Here is a 24696-nt window from a genome sequence, read left to right as displayed (position 1 = left end):
TTGGACGGTGGCGGTTTGGTTTGATTCCAAACCGGAGGCAATTTCTCAATCTCTTCAGGTGTATCGGCTGCAGCATCATGGTTAACCTTCTCGCCGGCTGAGGGGTGGCGCATAACACGGCCGCCCGCATACGGAGGCGATCGTGACAGTAATTTCGGGCACGACGGGCGACGACCGTCTGGTGGGTGGCGCTGCGGCGGATCAGATCGACGGCCTTGAAGGCAACGATCAGCTCTATGGCAAGGATGGCAACGACACGCTGACCGGCGGGTTGGGCGCCGATCACCTCGACGGCGGCACGGGTGCCGATGCCATGTCCGGCGGGGCCGGCGACGATACCTATGCGGTCGATCACAGCGTGGACGCGGTCCACGAACTGGCCGGCGAAGGCGCCGACAGCGTCACCGCCAGCATCAACTGGATCTTGACCGCCGGTGCCGAGGTGGAACGCCTGGTGGTGGGCGGCACGGCCGCGATCAGCCTGACCGGCAACGAATTCGCCAATTCGATCTATGGCAACGACGCCGTCAATACGCTGAAGGGCGAGGCCGGCCAGGACATGCTCTATGGCCGCGACGGCAACGATCGCCTGTTCGGCGGCGCCGACAGCGACCGGCTCTCCGGCGATGCGGGCGACGACCGGCTGGACGGCGGCACGGGCGCCGACACCATGACGGGCGGCGACGGCGACGATGCCTATGTCGTGGACGATGCCGGCGACGTGGTGAAGGAAGCGGTGGGCGGCGGCACCAATGACGTTGCCACCGTCTCGGCCGCCAACTGGACCTTGAGCTCGGGCAGCGAGGTCGAGCGGGTGGTCGCGGCCACCGGCGGCGGCGCGATCAACCTGACCGGCAACACCCTGAACAACCGCCTGTTCGGCAACAGCGATGCCAACACCCTGAACGGTGCCGCGGGCGACGACATCCTGTTCGGCCGCGACGGCAACGACACCCTGGTGGGCGGTACCGGCAACGACATTCTCTACGGCGATGCCGGGGTCGACAGCATGACCGGCGGCGCCGGCGACGATTTCTATAATGTCGACGATGCAGCCGATAGCGTGGTCGAGGCTTCGGGCCAGGGCAACGACACGCTGGCCAGCACCGTCACCTATACACTGGCGGCAGGTGCGTCGATCGAGACCCTGAACGCGCAGGGGACCGACGACATCGACCTGACCGGCAACGAGATCGCCAACACGATCCTGGGCAATGCCGGCGCCAACGTGCTGACCGGCGCGGGCGGCGACGACCTGATCCATGCCGCGGCCGGCGATACCGCCCAGGGCGGCATCGGCATCGACAGCCTGATCGTCGCCCAGAACGGCGAGGCACTGGACCTCAGCGCGCTCGCCGCCATCGGCGGGATGGAACAGGTCGACCTGCGCACCCAGGGCAACAATGCCCTGACCCTGGATTCCGCTGACGGCGCCGGCTTCACCGGCGGGACGATCCGCATCCGCGGCGACGCGGGCGACAGTGTCGCCTCCAGCGATGCCGACTGGATCCTGGTGGGCACCGAGACGGTGGGCGGCGTCGACGTCACCCGCTTCGAGAAGGACGGCACCACCCTGCTGGTCGATGTCGGCGTGGACACCACGGGCATCCAGCTTTTAATCGTCGACTATGATCTGCGCGGCGGCGGGGCGGAGGCGCTGGATGTCGACGCGGCGACGGCCGGCGCTGCGCCCAACGGCGAGTTGCGCATCCAGGGCGATGCCGACGACGCCGTGACCACCAGCGATGCCAACTGGGTGGCGGGCGGCCAGGTGCTGCTGGACGGCGTGCTGGTCAACCGCTTCGTCAACGGCACCGCCACCCTGCTCGTCGATGCGGTGGTGGATACCTCGGGCATTCAGACCGTGCCCGTCTTCGGGGCCGACGTCGCCGGGCGCCAGGTGATCGACCTCACCAGCCTGCCCGGGGATCGCGGTTTCATTATTCAGGGCGATGCACCCAATGACGCGGCCGGCTACAGCGTCTCGTCCGCCGGCGATATCAACGGCGACGGCTACGGTGACCTGATCGTCGGCGCGCGTGCCAACGACGACGGCGGTGACCTGGCGGGTGCCGCCTATGTCGTGTTCGGGACGAACAGCGGCTTTGGCGTGGATGTGGGCGGGCGCCAGGTGATCGACCTCGATACCCTCTCGGCCGCCCAGGGCTTCGTCATCCAAGGCGACGCCAATACGGATTTCGCCGGTTGGAGCGTTTCATCCGCCGGCGACGTCAACGGCGACGGCTACGACGACCTGATCGTCGGCGCGCCGCGGGGCGACGACGGCGGCGCCGACGCGGGCGAGGCCTATGTGCTATTCGGCGGCGCCGGCACCTTCGGTAGCGATGTCGGCGGCCGCCAAGTGATCGACCTGACCGGCCTCTCGGCCGCCCAGGGCTTCGTCATCCAGGGCGACCTGGGGGCCGACAGCACCGGCTACAGCGTCTCGTCCGCCGGCGACGTCAACGGTGACGGCCTGATGGACCTGATCGTCGGGGCGCCCGGCGGGATCTCCGCGCCCGGCCAGACCTTTGTCCTGTTCGGCACCACCGGCAGCTTCGGCGTGGACGTCGGCGGCCGGCAGGTGATCGACTTGACCACGCTGTCCGCCGCCCAGGGCTTCATCGTCACAGGCGATGCCGCGGGGGACCGGTCGGGGGAGCGCGTCTCGTCGGCGGGCGACGTGAACGGCGACGGCTATGATGACCTCATCATCGGTACCCCCGCCGGCGACGACGGCGGCACCGGTTCGGGCGAGGCCTATGTGCTGTTCGGCACGGGGGCCGGCTTCGGCAGCGACGTGGGCGGCCGCCAGGTGCTCGGCCTGACGACGCTCAGCGCGGCGGAGGGCTTCATCATCCAGGGCGACGCGGCGGGCGATGCTACCGGCTACAGCGTGTCGTCGGCGGGCGACATCAACGGCGACGGGCTCGCGGACCTGGTCGTCGGCGCTCTCCTGGGCGACGACGGCGGCGACCTGGCGGGCGAGGCCTATGTGGTATTCGGCACGACCGCCGGCTTCGGCACGGACGTGGGCGGCCGGCAGGTGCTCGATCTGACCACGCTCTCCGCGGCTGAAGGGTTCATCATCCAGGGCGACGCGGCCCTCGACTATGCGGGCTACAGCGTCTCTGCCGCCGGCGATATCAATGGCGACGGCATCGGCGACCTGATCGTCAGCGCCCGCGGCGAAGACGGCGGCACCTATGCCGGCGAAGCCTATGTCTTGTTCGGCACGACCGCGGGCTTCGGCGTGGACGTGGGCGGCCGCCAGGTGGTGGACCTGACCACGCTGTCGGCGGCCGAAGGCTTCGTCATCCAGGGCGACGAAGCTTATGACTATGCCGGGCACAGTGTCTCGGCGGCCGGCGACATCAATGGCGACGGCTTTGCCGATATCATCGTCGGCGCGCCCGACGGTGATGACGGCGCCGAGGATGCGGGCGAGGGCTATGTGATCTTCGGCGGGCCGGCCGGCTTCGACCTGCCGCAGATCGTGGGTGACGGCGGCGCCAATTCCCTGTCGGGCACGACGGCGTCCGAGCGCTTCATCGGCGGCGGCGGCGACGATATCCTGGGTGACAGCGCCATCGGTGGCGACACGCTGACCGGCGGTGCCGACGTCTTCCTGGGCGGTGCCGGCAACGACTTCATCGATATCGGCATCGGCAGCTTCTTCCGGGTCGACGGCGGCACCGGCAGCGACACGCTGAAGACCCTGGCCGACCTGGACTTGACCCAGCTCGACGATGTCATGATCAAGGGCATCGAGGTCATCGAGATGACCAACAACGGCGGCGCCCGCACCCTGACCATGGATGCGCTGGACGTGCTGGGCTTCGAGGCGTCGAACCAGAACGTGCTGGGCACGACCAACGACAATGTCCTGATCGTCCGCGGCGAATCCGACGATACCCTGGCCCTGACCGGCTTCGGCGCCGCGACCAGCACCGTCTCCTTCGGCGGCATCGACTACGATCTTTATGAAATCGACGGCAAGGTGGTCCTGGCGGTCGACACCGAGTTCACGGTGACCGGTGTCACACCGGCCGATCCCTATGACCTCAGCGGCGGGGGGCCGGCACGCTCGAGGTCGACGTGGCCGAAGCCGCCGCAGCGCCCGATGGCGAGCTGCGCATCAAGGGCGATGCCGACGATGCCGTGACCACCAGCGATACCGGCTGGCTGGCGGCCGGCCAGGTCCTGCTGGAAGGCGAATTGGTCAACCGCTTCGTCAACGGCGCCGCCACCCTGCTGATCGATGCGGAGGTCGACACCTCGGGCATCCAGACCGTGCCCACCTTCGGTGCGACAGTGAATGCCGGCGGCTTCGACCGCCAGGTGATTGATGTCGTCACGCTGTCGGCGGCCCGGGGCTTCGTCATCCGCGGCGACGGGCCGGACAATGACACCGGTTACAGTGCGGCGATCGCGGGCGACGTGAACGGCGACGGCTTCACCGACATGATCGTCGGCGCCTTCAGGAACAGCACCGTTGCCCCCTCGGCGGGCGAGGCCTTTGTGGTGTTCGGCTCGGGCAGCGGCTTTGGCACCGATGTGGGCGGCCGCCAGGTGGTCGACACCGCCACCCTGTCCGCGGCTCAGGGCTTCGTCATGCTGGGTGCCGCCACCTCGGACGGCGCCGGCTGGAGCGTCTCGTCGGGCGGCGACATCAATGGCGACGGCCTGGACGACCTTGTCGTCGGTGGAGTCAATGTCGATGACGGCGGCGCCGACGCGGGTGCTGCCTATGTCGTCTTCGGCACCGCCGGGACCTTCGGCACCGCGGTCGGCGGCCGCCAGGTGATCAACTTCGCCACGCTCTCGGCGGCCCAGGGCTTCATCGTCCAGGGCGATACGGCGGGCGACCAGGCCGGCTTCAGCGTCGCCTCGGCCGGCGACATCAATGGTGACGGCATCACCGACCTGATCGTCGGTGCCCATGTGGGCGATGACGGCGGCTTCAACGCGGGCGAGGCCTATGTGGTCTTCGGCACCACCGCGGGCTTCGGCATCAACGTCAGCGGCCGCCAGGTGCTGGACCTCACCAGCCTGAGCGCGGCCCAGGGCTTCATCATCCAGGGTGACAGCGCGGTCGATTACGCGGGCGAGAGCGTCGCCTCGGCCGGCGACATCAACGGCGACGGTTTCGACGACCTCATCGTCGGCGCCCGCAAGGGTGACGACGGCGGCACCGATGCGGGCGAGGCCTATGTGCTCTTCGGCGGCGCCGGCACCTTCGGCACCGATGTCGGCGGCCGCCAGGTGATCGACCTGACCACGCTGAGTGCTGCCCAGGGCTTCGTCATCCAGGGCGACACGGCGGGCGACGATACCGGCCGTCGGGTCTCCTCGGCCGGCGACGTGAACGGCGACGGCATCACCGACCTTATCGTCGGCGCCACCAACGGCGATGACGGCGGCAACGGCGCCGGCGAGGCCTATGTGATCTTCGGCACCACCGCGGGCTTCGGCACCGATGTCGGCGGCCGCCAAGTGATCGACCTGACCACGCTGAGCGCGGCGCAGGGCTTCATCATCCAGGGCGATGCGGACTTCGACGGGGCCGGCCGCGCCGTCTCCACGGCCGGCGACGTGAACGGCGACGGTTACGGCGACCTGATCGTAGGCGCCCCGGCCGGCGACGACGGCGGCAACATCGCGGGCGAGGCCTATGTGATCTTCGGCACCGCCGACGGTTTCGGCGTCGATGTCGGCGGCCGCCAGGTGATCGACTTGGCCGCGCTGACCGCGTCCGAAGGCTTCATCATCCAGGGCGAATACGGCGACCTTGCCGGCCGCAGCATCACCTCCGGGGCGACATCAACGGCGACGGCTTCGACGATCTCATGGTCGGGGCCGAATCCAACTTCGACGAGGATGCGCCCGGCCAGGCCTATGTCATCTACGGCGGCCCGGCCGGCTTCAGCCTGCCCCAGATCGCCGGCACCGCCGGTGCCAACACCCTGACCGGCAGCAGCCAGTCGGAGCGCCTGATCGGCGGGGGCGGCGACGATATTCTGACCGGCAACGGCGGCGCCGACGTCTACCTGGGCGGCAGTGGCGGCGACACCATCTTCATCGGCACGGGCAGCTTCTTCCGCATCGATGGCGGGACCGGCGAAGACAGCCTGCTCACCAACGGCAACCTGGACTTCACCCTGATCGACGATGCCGCGATGAAGAGCATCGAGGCCATCGACGTCACCGGCAACGGCGCCCAGGCGCTGGTGTTCTCGGCCAGCGACGTGCTCGCCATCGAGGCGTCGAACAACAATCCCCTGGGCTCCGGCCTCTACAATGTCCTGTTCCTGGCGGGCGACGCGGCCGACACCCTGCACCTGACCGGCGGGCTGGTCGACACCGGCACCGACTTCAACTTCGGCCCGCTGAGCTTCGATCTCTATGCCGTCAACGGCCACGTCGTGCTGGCGGTCCAGAGCGAGTTCGCGCTGGTGTGACGGACCGGGACACCGATCCGCGCTAGGGGCGCGGATCGGCCGGGGCGGTCACCTCGTAGATGCCTTCATCGAGGCATTCGTTGAAGAAGCGCTGGGTCTCGATGTCGAGCTCGGCCAGCAGCCCGCCATAGATCGGCCCCTGCAGGGCGCCCGGGCGGAGAATATAATTGCCGTCCTCGCGCCGGTCGATGATCCCCAACTCGACCAGGCGTTTCAGCTTGCGGCGCACGGTTTCGCGCGGCAGGCCGGTGGCCTCGGCGACTCCCAGGCCCTTGATGCCGATCTGGCGCTCCGCCCCGACCAGTGTCGACAGCGAGCGGAACTGGTCCTTGAACGCGGGGTCGCGCAGCAGGGCATCGATGCCGACAAGCCCCACCGCCTCGGCGATGACCGCCAGTTCCAGATCGCCGCCGAACAGTGCCATCTTGCGCTGGCAGACATTCAGGAAGTAGCGAATGCAGGCGACGGCGAAGAGGCGCGAATTGTCAATTCCCTGTGGCCGGTCGATATGCGGTGTCAATATTCCCTCTCCTGACGCGCGGGTGTTCGTGGCTCTGAAAGTCGCTTTACGGGCGCCTGTTTGACAAGGGCAATCGTCGGTGGGTGCCGGGACGAGGCATCGATCCGGTTGTGGTGGTCCTGGCAAACCGCGTGCTGGTATGGTCCATCGGATTTGTCGAGCGGAGGATCGATGTCGGTAGCTGAAACCACGGCGGCAACGCCAGCGCCACGGGCGCCGGCCTTCGAGATCAGCACGTCGCGCCAGTTCTCGGCCTGGCTGGCCGAGGTGGGCGCCTCGCTGGCCTTCACCACCTACCAGGCGGGCAAGCTGTTCTTCATCGGCCTGAAGCCTGACGGCAAGCTGTGGGTGCACGAGCGCACCTTCGAACGCTGCATGGGTCTGGCGGCGTCGGACAACGGCCTCCTGATGGCCAATCTGTGGCAGCTCTGGCGCTTCGAGAATACCTTGTCCGCCGGCCAGCGGACGGCCGAGGGCGGCGACCGCCTGTTCGTGCCCAAGGTCGCCTGGGTGACCGGCGACCTCGACGTTCACGATGTCGCCTTCGACGGCGAGGGGCGGCCCATCTTCGTCAACACCCTGTTCTCCTGCCTCGCCACGGTCAGCGAGACGGCGAGCTTCGTGCCTTTGTGGCGGCCGAAATTCGTCTCAAAGCTGGCGGCCGAGGACCGCTGCCACCTGAACGGCCTGGCGATGGCGCAGGGCAAGCCGGCCTATGTCACCGCGGTCGGGCCGACCGACGTGGCCGATGCCTGGCGCGACCACCGGGCCGGCGGCGGGATTGCCATCGACGTGGCCAGCGACGAGATCGTGGCCGCGGGCCTTTCCATGCCCCATTCGCCGCGCGTCCATGACGGGCGGCTGTGGCTGCTCAATTCCGGTGCTGGCGAGTTCGGCCATGTCGACCTGGCCACGGGGAAATTCGAGCCGGTCTGCTTCCTGCCCGGCTATGGCCGCGGCCTGGCCTTCCAAGGCCGCTTCGCCGTGATCGGCCTGTCGAAGTCGCGCAACCGGACCTTCTCGGGGCTGCCGCTCGATGCCGCCCTGGCCGAGAAAAAGGCCGAGCCGCGCTGCGGCCTGTTCGTGGTGGATATGGTGACGGGGGACATTGTCCACTGGCTGCGCATCGAGGGCATCGTCGAGGAACTCTACGATGTGGTGATCCTGCCCAAGGCGAAAATGCCGGCCGCCATCGGCGTCAAGTCGGACGAGATCCGCCGCGTGATCTCGATCGGGTGAGTGGCCGGTAATCGTCATCCCGGCGAAGGCCGGGATCCATTCTGGGGCAGCGCGCGGCGTCTCAATGGATTCCGGCCTTCGCCGGAATGACGGCTCTGGCTGGATGACTACCAGGCAATCGCGTGGAAGAAGGAACCTGAGGCATTGCCCCGGGCGGTGCCGCCCTCGGCCACCGGCTTGCCCTCGGCATCCTCCAGGGCAAAGAGCGGGGCATCGTCGCCGGTGGTCAGCACCCGGGCATAGTGGAATTCATGCCCGCGCAATAAGGTCCCCTGGGGACCCAGCGGCGAGGCGCGCAGGCTGCGCGCCAGGCGGTAGCCCAGGTGCAGCTTGCGCTGGGAGAAATCGGTTTCCAGGCCCAGCAGGCCGGCCATGGCGTGGCGCGTGCCCGCGGCATCGATCAGCCCCTGGCCCAGCACCATGTAGCCGCCGCATTCGCCGTGTACCGGCCGGCCTTGGGCAAATCGGCGTAGGCCGTCGAGAAAGTGTGTGTTGCCGGTCAGCTTGCCGGCATGAAGCTCGGGGTAGCCGCCGGGCAGCCAGGCCAGGTCGGCGCCGGGGTCCGGCGCCTCGTCGGCCAGGGGCGAGAAGGGCAGGATTTCCGCCCCCGCCGCGCGCCAGCCGGTTGCCAAATGAGGATAGAGGAACGAGAAGGCATCGTCCCTCGCCAGTGCAATGCGCTGCGCCGGCGGGCGAATGTCGACCGCTTCCTTGGCCAGGGCGTGTTCTACCGCCAGGGCGCGGATGGCGCCCAGATCGCAGGCCGCGCCGATCGCCTGCGCCAGCGTATCGAGGTGGGCGTCCAGCGCCGGCACCTCGCCGGCCTGGACCAGCCCTAAGTGCCGCTCCTCGAACACCGGCATGGCGTCGCGCCGCAGGACTCCCAGGGTGGGCAGGTCGATCTGGGTCAAGGCCGTGCTGATCAGCCTGGCATGGCGATCGCTGGCGACCCGGTTCAGGATCACGCCGGCCACGCCCACGTCCGTGCGCATGCGGGCAAAGCCCAGCGCCGTCGCCGCCGCCGATTGCGCCTGGCCCGAGACATCCAGCACCAGGATCACCGGCCAGCCCAGATGGGCGGCGAGATCGGCGGTGGCGCCGTGGCCGGCGGCCCCGGGCCTGGCACCACCGTCGAACAAGCCCATGGAGCCCTCGGTGATGGACAGATCACTGCCCTGCGCCTGGGTGGCGAGGAACTCGATCAGGGGCCAGCCCATGGCCCAGCTATCCAGGTTGAAGCCCGGCCGGCCGGTCGCCACGCCGTGGAAGGCCGGATCGATGTAGTCGGGGCCGTTCTTGAACGCCTGCACTTTCAACCCGGCGCGGGCATAGGCGCGCATGAGCCCGAGGGCGACGGTGGTCTTGCCGGCGCCGGAGCGGGGGGCCGCGACAATCAATCCGGGGGCATTCTGGGCGGGGGCAGGCTCATCGCCCCATGCTATAAGCGCGGCCATGAGCGAGGCCAAGCCCCCATTGCGTTACGGCTGGACCACCGGCGCCTGCGCCGCGGCGGCGGCCAAGGCGGCTTTCACCGGCCTGCTCACCGGCGACTTCCCCGATCCGGTCGAAATCACCCTGCCCAAGGGCCAGCGCCCGGCCTTCGCCCTGGCCACCACGGCCCTTGCCGACGGGGCGGCCACGGTTGGCATCGTCAAGGATGCAGGCGACGATCCCGATGTGACCCACGGCGCCCTGATCCGCTCCACCGTGCGCCTGGGCCCGGCCGGCACGGGCGTGCAGTTCAAGGCGGGGCCGGGCGTGGGCATGGTCACCCGCCCCGGCCTGCCAGTGCCGCCGGGCGAACCGGCGATCAACCCCATGCCCCGGGCGATGATCCAGGCCGCGATCGCGCAGGTCGCGGCAGCCCACGGCATGGCCGGCGACGTGATCGTCGAGGTCTCGGTCGAGGGCGGCGAGAAGCTGGCGCTGAAAACCTTGAACCCGCGCCTTGGCATCGTCGGCGGCATCTCGATCCTGGGAACCACGGGCATCGTCGTGCCCTTCTCCTGCTCGGCCTGGATCCATTCGATCCATCGCGGCATCGACGTCGCCCGTGCTGCCGGCCTCAATCATGTCGCCGGCGCCACCGGCTCGACCTCGGAGGCGGCGGTGGCAGCGCTCTATGGCCTCAGCGAGGTGGCCCTGATCGACATGGGCGATTTCGTCGGTGGCATGCTGAAATACCTCCGCCGCCACCCGGTCGACCGCGTCACCGTCGCCGGCGGCTTCGCCAAGATGACCAAGCTGGGCCAGGGCCTGCTCGACCTCCATTCCCGCAGCGGCGCCGTCGACCTCGACTGGCTGGCCGGCCAGGTCCGCGTGGCGGGCGGGGACGAGGCGCTGGCCACGGCGGTGGCAGGCGCCAACACCGCGCTCGAGGCCCTGTCCCTGTGTCAAGCCGCCGGCATCGACATCGCCGCGACCGTCGCCCAGGCTGCCCGCCGCACCGCCGCCGCCGTGGTCGAAGGTCACCCCGTCACCGTCGACATCGCCGTCTTCGACCGCGACGGAAAGTTACTAGCACAGGCCTGAAAGCCCTCTCCGCCGCTTGCGGGGGAGAGGGAGGGGACCCGGCGCGTGAGCGTCGGGGAGGGTGAGGTGGTGGGTCGTGCCAGAGCGCACTCTATGCCACGGACCTCCTCACCCAACCCTCTCCTCCCGCGGAGGAGAGGGCTCTTGTAGTTACTCGCCGCGTCCGCGGAACCGGCGCTGATAGCCGGCGTCGTAAAGGGCGCTGTTGCGAAAATCGCTGGCGGTCAGCACCGGGCCGACCAGGATCAGGGCGGTGCGCTCCATCGGGTTCGCGGCAACCTCGGCCTCGATCGTCGCCAGCGTGCCGCGCACGATGCGCTCGTCGGGCCAGCTGGCGCGGTAGACCACGGCGACAGGGCAATCGGGGCCGTAATGAGGCATCAGGTCGGCCACCACCTGGTCCAGGACATGGACCGACAGGTGCAGCGCCAAGGTCGCCCCGGTGGCGGCGAAGGCCGACAGCTTCTCGCGCGGCGGCATGGCTGAGGCGCGGCCCGAGGTCCGGGTCAGCACCACCGATTGGGTCACTTCCGGCAGGGTCAGCTCGCGGCCCAGGGCAGCGGCGGCGGCGGCGAAGGACGGCACGCCGGGCGTCACGTCATAGGCGATGCCCAGTTCGTCCAGCCGGCGCAACTGCTCGCCCATGGCGCTCCAGATCGACAGGTCGCCCGAATGCAGGCGGGCGACATCCTGGCCCGCGTCAGTCGCCTTCACGCAGGCTGCGATGATCTCGTCCAGCGACAGCGGCGCGCTATCGATGATGGTGGCGCCCGGCGGGCAATGGGCCAGGATGCCGGGGTTGATCAGCGACCCGGCATAGAGGCAGACGGGCGAGGCGGCGATCAGGTCGCGCCCGCGCAAGGTGATCAGGTCGGGCGCGCCGGGGCCGGCCCCGATGAAATGGATGGTCACGGCTCAGGCTCCATGGGCCAGGGCGCAGGTGGCCCGGGCATTGGCGATGCGCGGCACGATCAGGCGGGCACCGAAGCCGGCCCCGGCCAGGGCCGCCGCCTCGGCCACGGATTCAAGCCCGGTCAGGCGCTTCACGCAGGCCGAACGCATCGAGATGCTGGCGGTTACCGCTTCGAGTGCTGGTTGCGAGAACAGGCGCAGGGGCAGGCCCAGCGCCGCCGCCGCCTGGGCCAGGCCGGCCTCGTTGGCCTTGAGGTCCGCGCTGGCCAGCAGGTCGATGCTCTCGATCCCCGCATCGGCCATGGCCTCGCGCAGCAGGGCGAGGATGTCTTCCGCCGGGCAATCCTTGCGGCAGCCGATACCGGCGACGATCATGGTTTCACCACGCTCCATTGGGTGATGGTCATGGCCGGGCGAAAACCGTGCAGCCGGCCGATCGCCTCCAGCCGCTCGATCCCGATGCGGGTGAGCGTCCCGCCCAGCCGGGCACAGGCCGCGATCAGCACGGCATCGCTCTCCACCGTGACACTGTTGGCGACCAGCCGACCGCCGCTGCGCAACCCCGCCCAGGCGGCATCGACCACGCCGTCCCCGGTGACGCCGCCGCCGATAAACACGGCATCGGGTGCGGGCAAGCCCTCCAGGCCCTCCGGCGCGGCGGCGGTGACCAGTTCCAATCGCGGCACGCCCAGCCGGGCGGCATTGCGCGCGGCCCGCGCTGATCGTTCGGCATTGGCCTCGACGCCGATGGCCCGCATCGAGGGGTGGCGCAACAGCCATTCGATGGCGACCGAGCCCGAACCGCAGCCGATGTCCCACAGCAATTCGCCGCCACGGGGGCTGAGGCTGGACAGGGTAACCGAACGGATTTCGCGCTTGGTGATCTGGCCGTCGTGCTCGAACAGATCATCGTCCAGGCCGGTGCCGAGCGGGATCACCAGCGCGCCGGGACCGGCCACGACCTCGATCGCCAGCAGGTTCAAGGGCGCGATGTCGTCCTCGACGAAATCGGCCGCGGTGGTCCGGTTCTGGCGCTCCATGGGCCCGCCCAGGGCTTCGAGCACATGCAGGATCGACGGGCCGAAGCCGCGCGCCCGCAGGGCCGCCGCGACCAGGCCCGGAGTCGCCGCATCGGCCGACAGGGCGATCAGGCGGCTGCCGGGCTGCAGCAAGGGAAACAGCGGCTCGAGCGGCCGGCCGCACAGGCTGACCGTGGTCACCGACGCCTGGGGCCAGCCTAGCCGGGCGCAGGCGAGCGCTACCGATGAGGGGGCGGGCAGGGTCAGGGTCTCCTCGACGGGCACATGGCGCAGCAAGGTGGCGCCCACACCATAGAAATGCGGGTCGCCGGAGGCCAGCACCACCACCGCTTCGCCCCGGCGGGCGAGAATCGCCGGGATGCCTTGGGCCATCGGGCTGGGCCAGGCCATGGACTCGCCTCTGATCGCCGGCCCCGCCAGGGCAAGGTGGCGCGCGCCGCCGACCACCAGGGTGGCGGTTTCGATCAGGTCGCGGGCGGCGGGCGAGAGGCCCTCGACACCGTCTTCGCCGATCCCGATGATGCGCAGCCAGGGTGTCATGCGGGTGACTTTAGGCGATGGCGGCGTTGAAGGTACTGATTCTGGGCGGCACGACCGAGGCCTCGGCCCTGGCCCGCCTGCTGGCGGGTGATGCGCGCTTCGACGCCACCCTGTCCTATGCCGGCCGCACCAGGGCGCCGGTGGCCCAGCCCATCCCCTGGCGCGTCGGCGGCTTCGGCGGCCCGGCGGGCCTCGCCGATTACCTGCGGGGCGAGGGGATCGAGGCCCTGGTCGATGCCACCCATCCCTTTGCCCAGCGCATGTCCTGGAACGCGGCCGAGGCAGCGGCGATCACCGGCGTTCCGCTCCTGGCCCTGCGCCGCGGCCCCTGGACCGTGCAGCCGGGCGACCGCTGGCTGCCAGTCGCCGACATGGCCGCCGCTGCCCAGGCGATCGGCGAGGCCCCGCGCCGGGTCTTCCTGACCGTCGGCCAGCAGGAACTCGCCCCCTTCAAGGCGACCGCTCAGCATATCTATCTCATCCGCAGCGTCGATCCCCCTGCGCCCGAAACCCTGCCGCCCCAGGCGGAAGTGTTCACCGCCCGCGGCCCCTTCGAGGCGACCGCCGAACAGGCCCTGCTGACCGACCATGCCATCGAGGTGATCGTCACCAAGAATTCCGGCGGCAGCGCCACGGCAGCGAAGCTCGCCGCCGCCCGCGCCCTGGGCCTGCCGGTAATCATGGTCGACCGCCCCAGGGTACCCGAGGTCGAGGCGGTCGAAACCGCAGAAGCGGCGCTGGATTGGCTTATCTCCATCCGTCATCCCGGCGAAGGCCGGGATCCATTGTGACGTCGCGCGCTGCCCCGGAATGGATCCCGGCCTGCGCCGGGATGACGACGGTGGGGGCGTTGGCGCACGCATCACATCGCCCGCCGGGGCGTGTAGACCACCGGGTTCCCCGCCCGGGGATCAGGCGGGTGTCGGCGGTGCCGATCATCACCAGGGTGCGCATGTCGGCCTGCTCGGGCCTGGCATCGGCGATCGTGCCGATCACGATCTTCTCGTCAGGCCGGGTCACGGCGGTGGCAAAGATCACCGGCGTGGTCGCAGGCAGCAGGGGCCGCAGCAGGTCGAAGGCCGCGCCCAACTGCCAGGGCCGGGCCTTGGAAATCGGGTTGTAGAGCGCGATGACGAACCCCGCCTGGGCCACCGCCGCCAGCCGCCGGGTGATGACCTCCCAGGGTTTCAGATTGTCCGAAAGCGAAATCGCGCAGAAATCATGGCCCAGCGGCGCGCCCACCCGGGCCGCGGCCGCGAACATGGCGGATATGCCGGGCAGCACCTGGATGTCCAACGCCGCCCATTCGGGCGGGCCGTTCTCCACCGCCTCGAATACCGCACTCGCCATGCCGAAAACACCAGCATCGCCGCCCGAGACCATCGCCACCTGATGGCCCTGTTCGGCCAGCACCAGGGCATGGCGCGCCCGGTCCAGTTCCACCCGGTTGTCGCTGCCGTGCCGGCGCAGGCCCTCGCGCTCGGGCACCCGCGCGACATAGGGAAAATAGCCCAGGATATCGGTTGCCAGGGCCAGTGCCGCCGAAACTTCTGGCGTCACCTGGGTCTCGCTGCCCGGCCCCAGGCCCAATATCCACAGCTTGCCCGTCATCGCGCCCGCTGCCGGCCTGGCACCAGGACCAGGGCGAAATAGGGCGCCACCGCCTCGGTCATCTCGCTCAGCGCCATGATGCGCTCTTCAGCCATGGTGCCGCGCTCGACATAGATCGCCCGCTCGGCCAGGCCGGCAGTGGCGAGGGCCGCCCGGATCTTGGGCAGGTTGCGGCCCACCTTCATGATCACGGCGGCATCCGCCCCGGCGAGGCGTGCCGCCATCGCCTCGGCCGACAGGGTGCCGGGCAGCACGGTCAGCACGTCGTCGCCATGGGTGATGGGGGCGTGCGCCCTGGTCCAGCAGCCGCCCATGCCGGTAATGCCGGGGATTACCTCGGTCTTGTGGGCCTGGCGCAGGCGGTCGAACAGGTACATGAACGAGCCGTAGAAGAACGGATCGCCCTCGCAGATCACTGCCACGTCCTGGCCGGCGATAAGCCGCTCGCCCACCTGGATCGCCGCCGCGTCATAGAACAGGCCGATTTCGGCCAGATAGCGCGGGTCTTCCAGCGACAGTTCGGTGGTGAAGGGATATTCCAGGCGCAGCAGCTCCGCCGCCGGGTTCAGGTGGCCGTCGGCGATCTGGCGGGCATGGCCGGGCCGCCCCGCCTTGCAGAAGAAGGCGATGACCGGGGCGGCGCCAATGATCCGCGCCGCCTTCAGGGTCATCAATTCCGGGTCGCCCGGGCCGATGCCCACGCCATAGAGAGTGCCGCCCATCATTCCGCCTCGCTGCCCAGGGCGTTCACGGCGGCCACCGTCATGGCGCTGCCGCCGCGCCGGCCGGGCAGGGTGACATAGGGCAACTGCCCATGCCTTGCCAAGGCTTCCTTGGATTCAGCCGCCCCGACGAAGCCCACCGGCAGGCCGATCACCGCCGCCGGCCTTGGCGCCCCGGCGTCGACCAGTTCCAGCAGGCGGAACAGGGCGGTGGGGGCATTGCCGATGGCGACCACCGCGCCGCCCATCCGCTCGCCCCACAGGTCGAGCGCCGCAGCCGAGCGGGTATTGCCGATTTGCGCAGCCAGGGCGGGTACGCGCGGGTCGTCCAGCAGGCAGATGATCTCGTTCCTGGCCGGCAGCCGCGCCTTGGTGATGCCGTTGGCCACCATCTTGGCATCGCACAGGATGGGCGCGCCGGCCTGCAGCGCCGCCTTGGCGCTGTCGGTGAAATCGGCCGAGAAGACCACGTCGGGCGCGATCTCCACCATGCCGCAGGCGTGGATCATCCGCACCACCACCTTCTCCTGCGCCGGGGTGAAACCATCCAACCGCGCCTCGCGCCGGATGGTGGCAAAGGACTCGGCATAGATGGCAGGGCCGTCGTGGATATAGTCATAGCGGGTGGTCATAAAACGCGGCTTTCAAGAAGCGATGTCAGCAAGTCCCCGGCCTCTTCCATGGAAAGGCCGGTGGCGAGCGGGGCGCCATCGGCCCGCCCGCCCAGGATCAGGTCATAGAGCCCGCCGCGCCCGGTCAGCACCGCTGTGGCGGGGTTCGGGTGGGCACAGCCCTTGGGGCAGCCCGACAGGTGCAGCGTGGCGCCCGCGGGCACCAGGTCCATATGGGCGGCCCAGGCGGCATCGGCCCTGGTCGGCACGCTGCCATTGGGGCAGCCCGGCTTGCCGGTACAAGCGACGATGCGCAGGCGCGGGTCGGCGGCATCGGTGACCAGGCCCAGCCGCCGTGCCCCCTCGATCAGGGCCGGGACATCGCCCCGGATCGCGATCGCCCGCCAGGGGCACAGGTGCAGCATGCTGTCGCCCGCCAGATCCGCCAGCCGGGCCAGGTCGCGCACGGTGATCTGGCCGAACGGCAAGCCGACGACCACCGCGCCATGGTCCGGCAGGGCACCGATGGCTGGGATCGCCCGCTTGGTGTCGTTGGGTGCCGGTTCTAGGCCGGCAAAGGCGAAAACGCGGTTTGCGTCCACCTGGCGCATGCGCCGTGCCGGGGGCGCCTCGCGGAGAAAGGCGCGCGCGAGGCGCAGGGCTACTTCACTACCGTCATCCCGGCGAAGGCCGGGATCCATTGTGACGTCGCGCGCTGCCCCGGAATGGATCCCGGCCTTCGCCGGGATGACGATTGTGTTGGAGTCGAGGTCGACGGTGACGTCCGCCGTATCCAGGGCAATCGGCAAGCCACCGTCGCCGGTGACGGCGAAGCCGAACTTAGGCGGCAACGCCTGGAACACCGGATCGGCCGCCAGGCCCGCCTCGATCGCTTTTGCAACCGACAGCGCCCGTTCGCCGGCCAGCGGGGCGACCATCACGCTGCGGATCTGCTCGACGGCCACCGCCGCGACGCCCAGTCCCCGCGCCACCACCAGCGACGCGAAATCGGCGATGGCCTCGCGGCGGAAGCCGCGGAACTGGATGTTCGAGCGCCCAGTCAGGTCGACCAGGCCATTGCCCGCCGCGGCCCCCGCCAGCGCCCGGACATCACCGGCGCTCAGGCGCGAGCCCGGCGGTTTCACGCGCACGATCCAGCCGTCGCCCGATTCCATCGGGGTCCCTAAGCTCGGGCACCAGCCCTTGACCAGGGTCGCGGTCATGCCGCACCCCCCAGCCTGGCGGCGACCGCGTTGCGCCGGGGCTGCCACAGGCCGCGGCGCACGGCCTCGGCAAAGCGCTGCTCCATGGCGCGGCGGGCGTCGGGATTGGCGCTGTTCAGGAAGCCGTCCACCCGCTCGTCGCCGATGGTGGCGTCGAACAGCAGGTCGAACTGCCGGTCCAGCCGGTCGGGCAGGGTGGCGGCGAAGGCGAACAAGGGCTCCACCGTGCGGGCGATTTCCGCCGCCCCGCGATAGCCGTGCGCCATCATGCCCACGATCCAGGCCGGGTTCGCCGCCCGCCCGCGCACGATCCGGGTGACTTCCTCGATTACGCCGCGGGTCTTGGGGGTGTCCGGCGCGGTGGTGTCGGCATGGTAGAGCGCCGGCACATTGCCCAGGCTGGCCGCCGCGGCGGCAAAGCCGCCGGCATGGACGGCAACATCCAGGCTTTCGAAAATATCGATCTCGGGATTGTCGTGGACATGGACGAAACCATCCGCCCCCGCCACCCGCTGGGCGAAACCGGCCGCATCCGCCGTGCCGTCCAGGTCGCGGCCGAAGGCGGCGGTGGAGGCGGCGAGATAGTCACGGCCGAGGTCCGCGCGGGTCTGCCAGTCGCCGTGCTCGACCCGTTGGGTGACGCCGCTGCCATAGGCGCCGGGGGCGGCGCCATAGATGCGGGTGGTGGCGCGGCGGAAATCATCGCCGTCTAGATCGCGGGTCAGGGCCGCCAGCGGGTTCCACTCGGCCGTCTCGTCGCGCCTTGCGATGGCTTGCACCGCCTGGTCGAACAGGGTGATCTGCGCCTCGAAGGCATCGCGGAACAGGCCTGAAATGCGCAAGGTAACATCGACGCGCGGCCGGTCGATCTCGGCGATGGTCAGGATTTCGATGCCGGTCACCCGGGCGGAGCCGTGGTCCCAGACCGGCCGCGCGCCCATCAGCACCAGGGCCAGGGCCAGTTCCTCGCCGCCGGTGCGCATGGTGGCGCTGCCCCACAGGTCCAGGACCAGCGACCGGGGCCAATCGCCGTGATCCTGCAGGTGCCGGCGCAACAGGTCCTCGGCCGCCTTCTGTGCCAGCACCAGGGCCGACCGGCTGGGCACGGCGCGCGGATCGATGGCATAGAGGTTGCGGCCCGTCGGCAGCACGTCGGCCCGGCCCCTGGTCGGCGCGCCGGCCGGGCCGGGGGCAATGAAACGGCCGTCCAGCGCGGCCAGCAGGGCCGCCGCCTCGCCCGGTGCCGAGCGGTCCAGGTCTGCCCCCAGGGCCTCGCGGTCACTGCCTGGGCAGGAGCGGATCAGGGCATCCAGCAACGATTCCCGTCGTTCGGGCGTCGGCGCCTGGCCGAAGATGTGCAGGCCCTCGCGGATCTGGAGATCCTTGACATCGCACAGATAGGCATCGAGGCGGGCCAGCGCCGTATCCTCGTCCATCTCACGTGTGACGCCGCTTTCCTCCAGCAGGCCGGTGGCACCGGCGCGGTCGAGGATTTCGCGCTTCAAGATCGCGGTGCGCCGGCGGTCCAGGCCGTCGGCGGCGGCGAATTCGTCGACCAGGCGGTCGAGTTCGGTCACCGCGCCATGGCTGCCCGCGGCACGCAGGGGCGGGGTCAGGTGGCCGATGGTGACGGCGCCCAGGCGGCGCTTGGCGGCCGCGGCCTCGCCTGGGTTGTTGACGATGAAGGGATAGATCACCGGCAGGCCGCCGACCAAGGCGGCCGGGTAGCAGGCGGGCGACAGCGCCACCGCCTTGCCGGGCAGCCATTCCAGGGTGCCATGGGTCCCTAAATGGATCATGGCATCGATCCGTTCCACCAGCCGCAGCCACAGGTAAAACGCGACATAGGCATGGCGCGGCGGCAGGTCGGGATCATGGAACGTCGCCTTGCGCTGCGCACTGCGCCCGCGATCGGGCTGGATCGCGACGATCACGTTCCCCAAGCGGGCAAAACGGCAGGTGAGTTCCGCCTCGGTGGGCTCGCCCCAGGCGGCCAGCACACGCGCCTGTGCTGTTTGGGGTAACATCGCAAACAGGCGGCGATAGTCATCGAGGTTCAAGATCGCTTGCGGCGGGTCCTGGGTCAGCGGCTCGACCAGTTCCGCCTCATGGGTATCGTAACCGGCCTCGTGCAACAGGCGCAGGATCGACGCGGTGGAGGCGATGGCGTCCAGGCCCACCGCATGGGCGACCTGCCCGGCGGCCCCGGGGTAATCGGACAGGACCAGGGCCAGGCGCCGCTCTTCCCGCGCCCTGCGCCCAAGCCTGGCCCAGCCAACGGCGCGGTCGGCCACCAGGGCGATCCCATCGGCATCCGGTGCATGGATCGTGCGGGCGCCGGCCTCTTCCTTGAAGGAAATGCTTCCGGCCAGCAGGCGCCCGTCCAGTTCCGGCAGCACCACCTGCATGGCCAGGTCGCTTTGGGCGAGCCCCCGGGCGGAAGCCGCCCAGGCCGGCTTGGTGCTGCCCGCCAGCGTCACCTGCAGCACCGGCACCCCGGCAGCATCGAGCGGCGAGGCCTGATTGTCCAGCCGGGCGGAAAAGGCCGTGGCGTTGACGATCACCGCCGGCCGGGTGTCGCGCAGGTGCCCGGCGATGAACGCGGTACAGGTCGCGTCCTTCAAGCTGGCGACATAATAAGCCCGAACGCCCAAGCCCCGCGCCCGCAACGCCGCCGCCAGGGCGTGAATCGGCGCGATGTCGTCGGCCAGCAAATGCGCCCGATAAAAGACGATCGCCACCCACCCGTCATTCCGGCGAAGGCCGGAATCCATTGCGACATCGCGTGCTGCCCCAGAATGGATCCCGGCCTTCGCCGGGATGACGGGTGGGAGGGGGAGTTCGCCACACAGCGGCAGCGGCGCCGGCTCGCCGGCCGGCATCTCTCCCCGGCCGCCGAGATATGCCATGAGTTCCACCGCCAGGCGCATGTTCGCCGCGCCGCCATGGCGGAAGCAGCCATCCAGCTTGTCGACGATCTCGGCCGGCGCAGTTGAGAGCGCCGCCAGCCGCTCGTCCGGCCGCCCGTCGCCGGGGATCAGTACCAGTGCCACACCCCGCTTGCGCGCCAGCCCGGCCAGTTCCTCCGCCCCGTAACGCCAATAGTCCAGCCCGCCCAGCAGGCGCACGACGATGGCCCGGGCGTGGGCGGCGGTCTTCTCCAGGTAGAGGTCGACCGACAGGGGATGGCGCAGGCGGGCGAGACTCGCGGTCTGCACCGGCGTGCCGACGAAGGCGGCAAGGTCGCTGTCGGTGAAGGACAGGAACAGCAGGTCCGCGGGCGCATGGTCGAGGTCGACGGCGGCATCCGCCTCGTCCAGGCCATGGGTCTCGCGAACCAGGATGTGCATGTCAGGCCTTCAGCGCTGCTTCGATGCCGGCCCGGTCCAGGCCGCGCTCGCCGATCACCACGATGCGGCTGATGCGCGCCTCCTCCGGGTTCCAGGCCCGCTCGAACTGGTGGCGGAAGCGGTTGCCCACGCCCTGGACCAGCAGGCGCAGCGGCTTGCCCGCCACGGCGGCGAAGCCCTTCATGCGCAGCACGCCGAAACGTTCGGCCGTGGCGGCCAGACGGGCGACGAAACCGTCGGCATCGGCGGCGGGGGCGAGATCGACCACGAAGCTTTCGAAATCGTCATGCTCGTGCGCGCCGTCTTCCGCGTCGTGGTGCGACGGGCGGCTGGCCAGGTCGTTCTCCGCCTTGGCATCCAGGCCCAGCAGGACGTTGAGATCGACCCGGCATTCCTGGGTGCTGACCATGCGCGGCCGCCGCGTGCCGGCCTCGCCGATGCGGATCTTCAGCTCGCTGATCACCTCGGCCGAGAGCAGGTCGGCCTTGTTCACCAGGATCAGGTCGGCGGCATTCACCTGGTCCTCGAACACCTCGGCCAGCGGGTTGTCGTGGTCGAGGGAGGGGTCCGCCGCCGCCTGGGCGGCCAGGGCAGCGGGATCGTCGGCAAAGCGGCCGTCGGCCACCGCCGGGCCGTCCACCACCGCGATCACCCCGTCGACGGTGACGCGCGAGCGGATCGCCGGCCAGTCGAAGGCTTTCAGAAGCGGTTTCGGCAGGGCCAGGCCGGAGGTTTCGATCAGGATGTGCTGCGGCGGGTTTTCCCGGTTCAGCAAGGCTTCCATCGTGGGCACGAAATCATCGGCCACGGTGCAGCACAGGCAGCCGTTGGCGAGTTCCACGATGTTCTCCTCAGGGCAGACATCGATGCCGCAGCCGCGCAGCAGGTCGCCGTCGACGCCGACCTCGCCGAATTCATTGACGATGACCGCGATGCGCCGGCCTTGCGCATTCTCCAGCACATGGCGCACCAGGGTGGTCTTGCCGGCACCCAGGAAGCCGGTGACGACGGTGACGGGAATCTTGGGTGAGGTCAGGTTCATTGCGCGGCATCCTTGAAGACGGGGGCCAGTGCCGGGACACGGGCGATGATGTTGTGGTGGAGCGAGGCCGGCCTCCCTGAGCGCAGCACGATGCCGGCACCCGAGGCGCCATAGGCGCGGGCATAGGCGATCAGGTCGGCGGCGTGATCGGCGGTAAGCTCGCCGACGATGTAGGACCATTTGCCGGCTTGCGAGAGCACGGCGGTGCAGGCCCGCTCGCAACTGGCCAGGCACACCACGGGGTTCAAATGACAGGCGGCGTCCGCTTCGGCCGCGAGCAGGTCGGCCACCGCCTGCGCCAGCAACTCGCCGGGGCGAGGTGCATCATCCGCCAATTCCCCGGCCGGGCGGCAGGTGGTGCAGATGTGCAGTGTCGGCAGATCGCTCAAAGACCGGACCCCTTCAGGCGCGTCAATCACCGGGGGCAAGGTCTGGCACGGGCCGGCATGGCCGATGCCCGGCACCCGAACACCGGGTGCCGCCGCCGCCAGGGCACCCCGCCCGGCGATCGGAAAAGCAGTGGGACGGCAGGTCTCCTGGCTCGCGGATCGTCGCCATCGCGTCGCCTTCCCGGGCTCACCCAGTGGCATCCTGACGCGCGGCTGGCCGCCTACAGTTGCGGGGGCAGTTGCGGAATGGGGCCTTTGGGACCCGCCACCGCATTCCCTTTTCACCATGCCGCAAGGCACGGACCGTCGCCCTTTGAGTATGTCGCGCCGCCCTGCCTGTCAATCATGGTCGCCGATCGCCGCCTTGCGGGCGGCGCGGCATTCATGCTTTTCATGGGGTCATGACCGATTCCATGACCCCTGATGAGGCCGAACGCCACCGCGCCAAGATGGCCAGGCGCAAGGCCGTGCAGGACGCGGAAGTGGCGTCCAAGACCCTGGAGAAGGGCCTGCTGATCGTCAACACCGGCCCTGGCAAGGGCAAGTCGACGGCGGCCTTTGGCCTCGCCCTGCGCATGATCGGCCATGGCCGCAAGGTGGGCGTGGTGCAGTTCATCAAGGGCGCCTGGGCGACCGGCGAACGCACCACCTTCGAGCGTTTCGGCGACCTTGTTGAATGGCACAGCATGGGCGAGGGCTTCACCTGGGAAACCCAGGACAAGGCCCGCGACATCGCCGCCGCGGCCAAGGCCTGGGACAAGGTTCTGGCCATGCTGGCCGATCCCTCCTTCTCGCTGCTGGTGCTGGACGAGCTCAACATCGCCCTGCGCTATGACTATCTGGATCTGGGCCAGGTGGTCGCTGCGCTGAGCAACCGGCGCGCCGGCCTGCACGTCGTGGTCACCGGCCGCAATGCCAAGCCCGAGTTGATCGCCGCGGCCGACCTGGTGACCGAGATGGGCCAGGTGAAGCATCACTTCGCGGCAGGCGTGAAGGCGCAGGCGGGCATCGAATTCTGATGGCCGCCCGGGCGATCATGTTCCAGGGCACCGGCTCCAACGTCGGCAAGTCCCTGCTGGTGGCAGGGCTGGCCCGGGCCTGCGTGAAGCGCGGCCTGGTCGTGCGGCCGTTCAAGCCGCAGAACATGTCCAACAATGCGGCCGTCACGCCCGACGGCGGCGAGATCGGCCGGGCCCAGGCCCTGCAGGCCCGCGCCGCCGGCATCGCTCCCTCAGTCCACATGAACCCGGTGCTGCTGAAACCGCAAAGCGAGACCGGCGCCCAGATCGTGGTCCAGGGCAGGGTCTTCGGCAACGCCGGCGCGCGGGATTACCAGGCCCGCAAGTGCGACCTGCTGCCCCATGTCCTCGATTCCTTCGGGCGGATGAAGGCGCAGGCCGACATCGTCCTGGTCGAGGGGGCGGGCAGCGCGTCGGAGGTCAACCTGCGCGCCCACGACATCGCCAACATGGGCTTTGCCCGGGCCGCCGACGTGCCCGTGGTGCTGATCGGCGACATCGACCGGGGCGGCGTCATCGCCGCCCTGGTCGGCACCCACACGGTGATCGAGCCGGACGATGCCCGCCAGATCGTCGGCTTCATCGTCAACCGGATGCGCGGCGATCCCACCCTGTTTGCCAGCGGCATGGAGTTCATCGCCCAGCGTACCGGCTGGGCGGCCCTGGGCCTGGTGCCCTTCTTCGACGGCGCCCGGGCCCTGCCGGCGGAAGATGCCTATGACCTCGCCGAACGCCCCCAACGGGCGGGCGGCAGCTTGCGCATCGTGGTGCCGGTCTTGCCACGCATCGCCAATTTCGACGACCTCGATCCCCTGGGTGCCGAGCCGGGCGTCACTCTGGTCATGGCGGAACCGGGCAAGCCCCTGCCGCCGGCCGACCTGATCGTGCTGCCGGGATCGAAGGCCACGATCGCCGACCTGGCGGCCTTGCGTGCTTGGGGCTGGGACATCGACATCCTGGCCCATCACCGCCAGGGCCGGCCGGTGCTGGGCCTGTGCGGCGGCTATCAGATCCTGGGGCGCTCCATCGCCGATCCCGACGGCATCGAGGGCCCGGCCGGCGCGGTGGCTGGCCTGGGCCTGCTCGAGGTCGACACCGTGCTGACCGCCGACAAGCGCTTGGTCGAGGTGCAGGGCCACAGCCTGGCCGACGGCAAGCCGTTCCACGGCTACGAAATGCACATGGGCCGCACCGATGGTCCGGACACGGCGCGTGCGGTCGTGGCCTTCGCCGACGGCCGCCGTGACGGCGCCGCCTCGGCCGACGGCCTGGTCACCGGTACCTATGTCCACGGCTTGTTCGCCGACGACGCCCAGCGCGCCGCCTGGCTCACCCGCTTAGGGAGCACGGCCTCGGGCCTTGATCACGGCCACCTGATCGAGGCCACCCTCGACGCGCTTGCGGCGCACCTGGAAAAGCACATCGACATCGACCGGCTGCTGACCCTGGCCCGGTAACCTCCGTCGTCATCCCGGCGAAGGCCGG

19 protein-coding genes, 1 pseudogene and 1 riboswitch are annotated in these 24696 nt (G+C 69.8%); of the genes and pseudogenes, 8 read left to right on the top strand and 12 right to left on the bottom strand.

Annotated features, from left to right (window positions below; genetic code table 11):
• Positions 1–142: 142 nt before the first annotated feature.
• The 3 genes and pseudogenes from D3874_RS15590 to D3874_RS30440 all read left to right on the top strand — a co-directional run bounded on the left by D3874_RS15590 (position 143) and on the right by D3874_RS30440 (position 6461).
• The gene (locus tag D3874_RS15590; RefSeq protein ID WP_158596052.1) at positions 143–4165 is read left to right on the top strand and encodes a beta strand repeat-containing protein; all 4023 of its coding nucleotides are present in this window, start codon (positions 143–145) and stop codon (positions 4163–4165) included.
• Positions 4099–5670, top strand: a pseudogene (locus tag D3874_RS30445) (integrin alpha); the annotation flags it as partial. The gene D3874_RS15590 and the pseudogene D3874_RS30445, both read left to right, overlap by 67 nt.
• A gap of 179 nt (positions 5671–5849) precedes the next feature.
• Positions 5850–6461 carry a calcium-binding protein gene (locus D3874_RS30440; RefSeq protein WP_119778895.1) on the top strand — a complete coding sequence of 204 codons (612 nt, stop codon included), beginning with the start codon at positions 5850–5852 and terminating at the stop codon, positions 6459–6461.
• 22 nt (positions 6462–6483) lie between these two features.
• On the opposite strand, the gene D3874_RS29370 is transcribed toward D3874_RS30440, so the two are convergent.
• Positions 6484–6981 carry a replication/maintenance protein RepL gene (locus tag D3874_RS29370; RefSeq protein WP_199699084.1) on the bottom strand — a complete coding sequence of 166 codons (498 nt, stop codon included), beginning with the start codon at positions 6979–6981 and terminating at the stop codon, positions 6484–6486.
• Positions 6982–7152: 171 nt separating this feature from the next.
• On the opposite strand from D3874_RS29370, the gene D3874_RS15570 reads away from it, so the two are divergent.
• Positions 7153–8220 (top strand): TIGR03032 family protein, encoded by a 1068-nt coding sequence (locus D3874_RS15570; protein WP_119778894.1) that lies wholly within the window; start codon positions 7153–7155, stop codon positions 8218–8220.
• 107 nt (positions 8221–8327) lie between these two features.
• Here the strand turns inward: D3874_RS15570 and D3874_RS15565 are convergent, their stop codons facing one another.
• Positions 8328–9617, bottom strand: coding sequence for a cobyrinate a,c-diamide synthase (locus D3874_RS15565; RefSeq protein ID WP_338016726.1), 1290 nt, complete (start codon positions 9615–9617; stop codon positions 8328–8330).
• 55 nt (positions 9618–9672) lie between these two features.
• On the opposite strand from D3874_RS15565, the gene D3874_RS15560 reads away from it, so the two are divergent.
• On the top strand, positions 9673–10752 hold the full coding sequence (locus D3874_RS15560; protein WP_119778892.1) for a cobalt-precorrin-5B (C(1))-methyltransferase: 1080 nt from the start codon (positions 9673–9675) through the stop codon (positions 10750–10752).
• A gap of 150 nt (positions 10753–10902) precedes the next feature.
• On the opposite strand, the gene cobM is transcribed toward D3874_RS15560, so the two are convergent.
• The 3 genes from cobM to cbiE are packed head-to-tail and all read right to left on the bottom strand — an operon-like array spanning position 10903 to position 13244.
• Entirely contained in the window at positions 10903–11664 is a 762-nt protein-coding gene (cobM, locus tag D3874_RS15555) for a precorrin-4 C(11)-methyltransferase (protein WP_119778891.1), read from the bottom strand.
• A 3-nt stretch (positions 11665–11667) separates the two neighbouring features.
• Positions 11668–12039: a cobalamin biosynthesis protein gene (locus D3874_RS15550; RefSeq protein WP_233559964.1), complete on the bottom strand. Its 372-nt coding sequence runs from the start codon at positions 12037–12039 to the stop codon at positions 11668–11670.
• Entirely contained in the window at positions 12036–13244 is a 1209-nt protein-coding gene (cbiE, locus tag D3874_RS15545; RefSeq protein ID WP_119778889.1) for a precorrin-6y C5,15-methyltransferase (decarboxylating) subunit CbiE, read from the bottom strand. Before cbiE ends, D3874_RS15550 begins: the two co-directional genes overlap by 4 nt.
• A gap of 26 nt (positions 13245–13270) precedes the next feature.
• Here cbiE and D3874_RS15540 point away from each other — a divergent pair, with 26 nt between their 5' ends.
• Entirely contained in the window at positions 13271–14035 is a 765-nt protein-coding gene (locus tag D3874_RS15540) for a cobalt-precorrin-6A reductase (RefSeq protein ID WP_119782321.1), read from the top strand.
• On the opposite strand, the gene cobJ is transcribed toward D3874_RS15540, so the two are convergent.
• Genes cobJ through D3874_RS15505 form a run of 7 tightly spaced genes read right to left on the bottom strand, consistent with a single transcriptional unit; the run spans position 13992 to position 22192 of the window.
• Positions 13992–14855: a precorrin-3B C(17)-methyltransferase gene (gene cobJ, locus D3874_RS15535; RefSeq protein WP_119778888.1), complete on the bottom strand. Its 864-nt coding sequence runs from the start codon at positions 14853–14855 to the stop codon at positions 13992–13994. The genes D3874_RS15540 and cobJ overlap by 44 nt on opposite strands.
• Complete coding sequence (locus D3874_RS15530; protein WP_199699083.1) at positions 14852–15580, bottom strand: precorrin-2 C(20)-methyltransferase; 729 nt, start codon at positions 15578–15580, stop codon at positions 14852–14854. Before D3874_RS15530 ends, cobJ begins: the two co-directional genes overlap by 4 nt.
• The gene (locus D3874_RS15525) at positions 15577–16209 is read right to left on the bottom strand and encodes a precorrin-8X methylmutase (RefSeq protein WP_119778886.1); all 633 of its coding nucleotides are present in this window, start codon (positions 16207–16209) and stop codon (positions 15577–15579) included. The genes D3874_RS15530 and D3874_RS15525 overlap by 4 nt, the downstream gene beginning before the upstream one ends.
• Positions 16206–17411, bottom strand: a complete 1206-nt coding sequence (locus D3874_RS15520; protein WP_119778885.1) for a precorrin-3B synthase — start codon at positions 17409–17411, stop codon at positions 16206–16208. Before D3874_RS15520 ends, D3874_RS15525 begins: the two co-directional genes overlap by 4 nt.
• Positions 17408–20761: a cobaltochelatase subunit CobN gene (cobN, locus tag D3874_RS15515; RefSeq protein WP_119778884.1), complete on the bottom strand. Its 3354-nt coding sequence runs from the start codon at positions 20759–20761 to the stop codon at positions 17408–17410. The genes D3874_RS15520 and cobN overlap by 4 nt, the downstream gene beginning before the upstream one ends.
• A gap of 1 nt (position 20762) precedes the next feature.
• Entirely contained in the window at positions 20763–21803 is a 1041-nt protein-coding gene (gene cobW, locus D3874_RS15510; protein ID WP_119778883.1) for a cobalamin biosynthesis protein CobW, read from the bottom strand.
• A complete protein-coding gene (locus D3874_RS15505) occupies positions 21800–22192 on the bottom strand; it encodes a DUF1636 family protein (RefSeq protein ID WP_158596051.1) in 393 nt (130 codons plus the stop codon). Before D3874_RS15505 ends, cobW begins: the two co-directional genes overlap by 4 nt.
• Positions 22193–22312: 120 nt before the next feature.
• Positions 22313–22515, bottom strand: a riboswitch (cobalamin riboswitch).
• Positions 22516–22593: 78 nt separating this feature from the next.
• Here D3874_RS15505 and cobO point away from each other — a divergent pair.
• Both cobO and D3874_RS15495 read left to right on the top strand, forming a co-directional pair.
• Positions 22594–23211, top strand: coding sequence for a cob(I)yrinic acid a,c-diamide adenosyltransferase (gene cobO, locus D3874_RS15500; protein WP_119778882.1), 618 nt, complete (start codon positions 22594–22596; stop codon positions 23209–23211).
• Positions 23211–24668: a cobyric acid synthase gene (locus D3874_RS15495; RefSeq protein WP_199699081.1), complete on the top strand. Its 1458-nt coding sequence runs from the start codon at positions 23211–23213 to the stop codon at positions 24666–24668. Before cobO ends, D3874_RS15495 begins: the two co-directional genes overlap by 1 nt.
• Positions 24669–24696 lie beyond the last annotated feature (28 nt).

It is taken from the genome of Oleomonas cavernae (assembly GCF_003590945.1).
Classification (GTDB): Bacteria; Pseudomonadota; Alphaproteobacteria; order Zavarziniales; family Zavarziniaceae; genus Zavarzinia; species Zavarzinia cavernae.
Note: the sequence above shows the minus strand (reverse complement) of the source record. Positions and strands in the feature narration are given on the sequence as shown.

Excerpts from the sequence above, each read along its gene's own strand:
- D3874_RS30440 (WP_119778895.1), top strand. The coding sequence starts at position 5,850 with ATGGTCGGGGCCGAATCCAACTTCGACGAGGATGCGCCCGGCCAGGCC.
- D3874_RS15570 (WP_119778894.1), top strand. The coding sequence starts at position 7,153 with ATGTCGGTAGCTGAAACCACGGCGGCAACGCCAGCGCCACGGGCGCCG.
- D3874_RS15560 (WP_119778892.1), top strand. The coding sequence starts at position 9,673 with ATGAGCGAGGCCAAGCCCCCATTGCGTTACGGCTGGACCACCGGCGCC.
- D3874_RS15550 (WP_233559964.1), bottom strand. The coding sequence starts at position 12,039 with ATGATCGTCGCCGGTATCGGCTGCCGCAAGGATTGCCCGGCGGAAGAC.
- cbiE (WP_119778889.1), bottom strand. The coding sequence starts at position 13,244 with ATGACACCCTGGCTGCGCATCATCGGGATCGGCGAAGACGGTGTCGAG.
- cobJ (WP_119778888.1), bottom strand. The coding sequence starts at position 14,855 with ATGACGGGCAAGCTGTGGATATTGGGCCTGGGGCCGGGCAGCGAGACC.
- D3874_RS15530 (WP_199699083.1), bottom strand. The coding sequence starts at position 15,580 with ATGATGGGCGGCACTCTCTATGGCGTGGGCATCGGCCCGGGCGACCCG.
- D3874_RS15525 (WP_119778886.1), bottom strand. The coding sequence starts at position 16,209 with ATGACCACCCGCTATGACTATATCCACGACGGCCCTGCCATCTATGCC.
- D3874_RS15520 (WP_119778885.1), bottom strand. The coding sequence starts at position 17,411 with ATGACCGCGACCCTGGTCAAGGGCTGGTGCCCGAGCTTAGGGACCCCG.
- cobN (WP_119778884.1), bottom strand. The coding sequence starts at position 20,761 with ATGCACATCCTGGTTCGCGAGACCCATGGCCTGGACGAGGCGGATGCC.
- cobW (WP_119778883.1), bottom strand. The coding sequence starts at position 21,803 with ATGAACCTGACCTCACCCAAGATTCCCGTCACCGTCGTCACCGGCTTC.
- cobO (WP_119778882.1), top strand. The coding sequence starts at position 22,594 with ATGACCGATTCCATGACCCCTGATGAGGCCGAACGCCACCGCGCCAAG.
- D3874_RS15495 (WP_199699081.1), top strand. The coding sequence starts at position 23,211 with ATGGCCGCCCGGGCGATCATGTTCCAGGGCACCGGCTCCAACGTCGGC.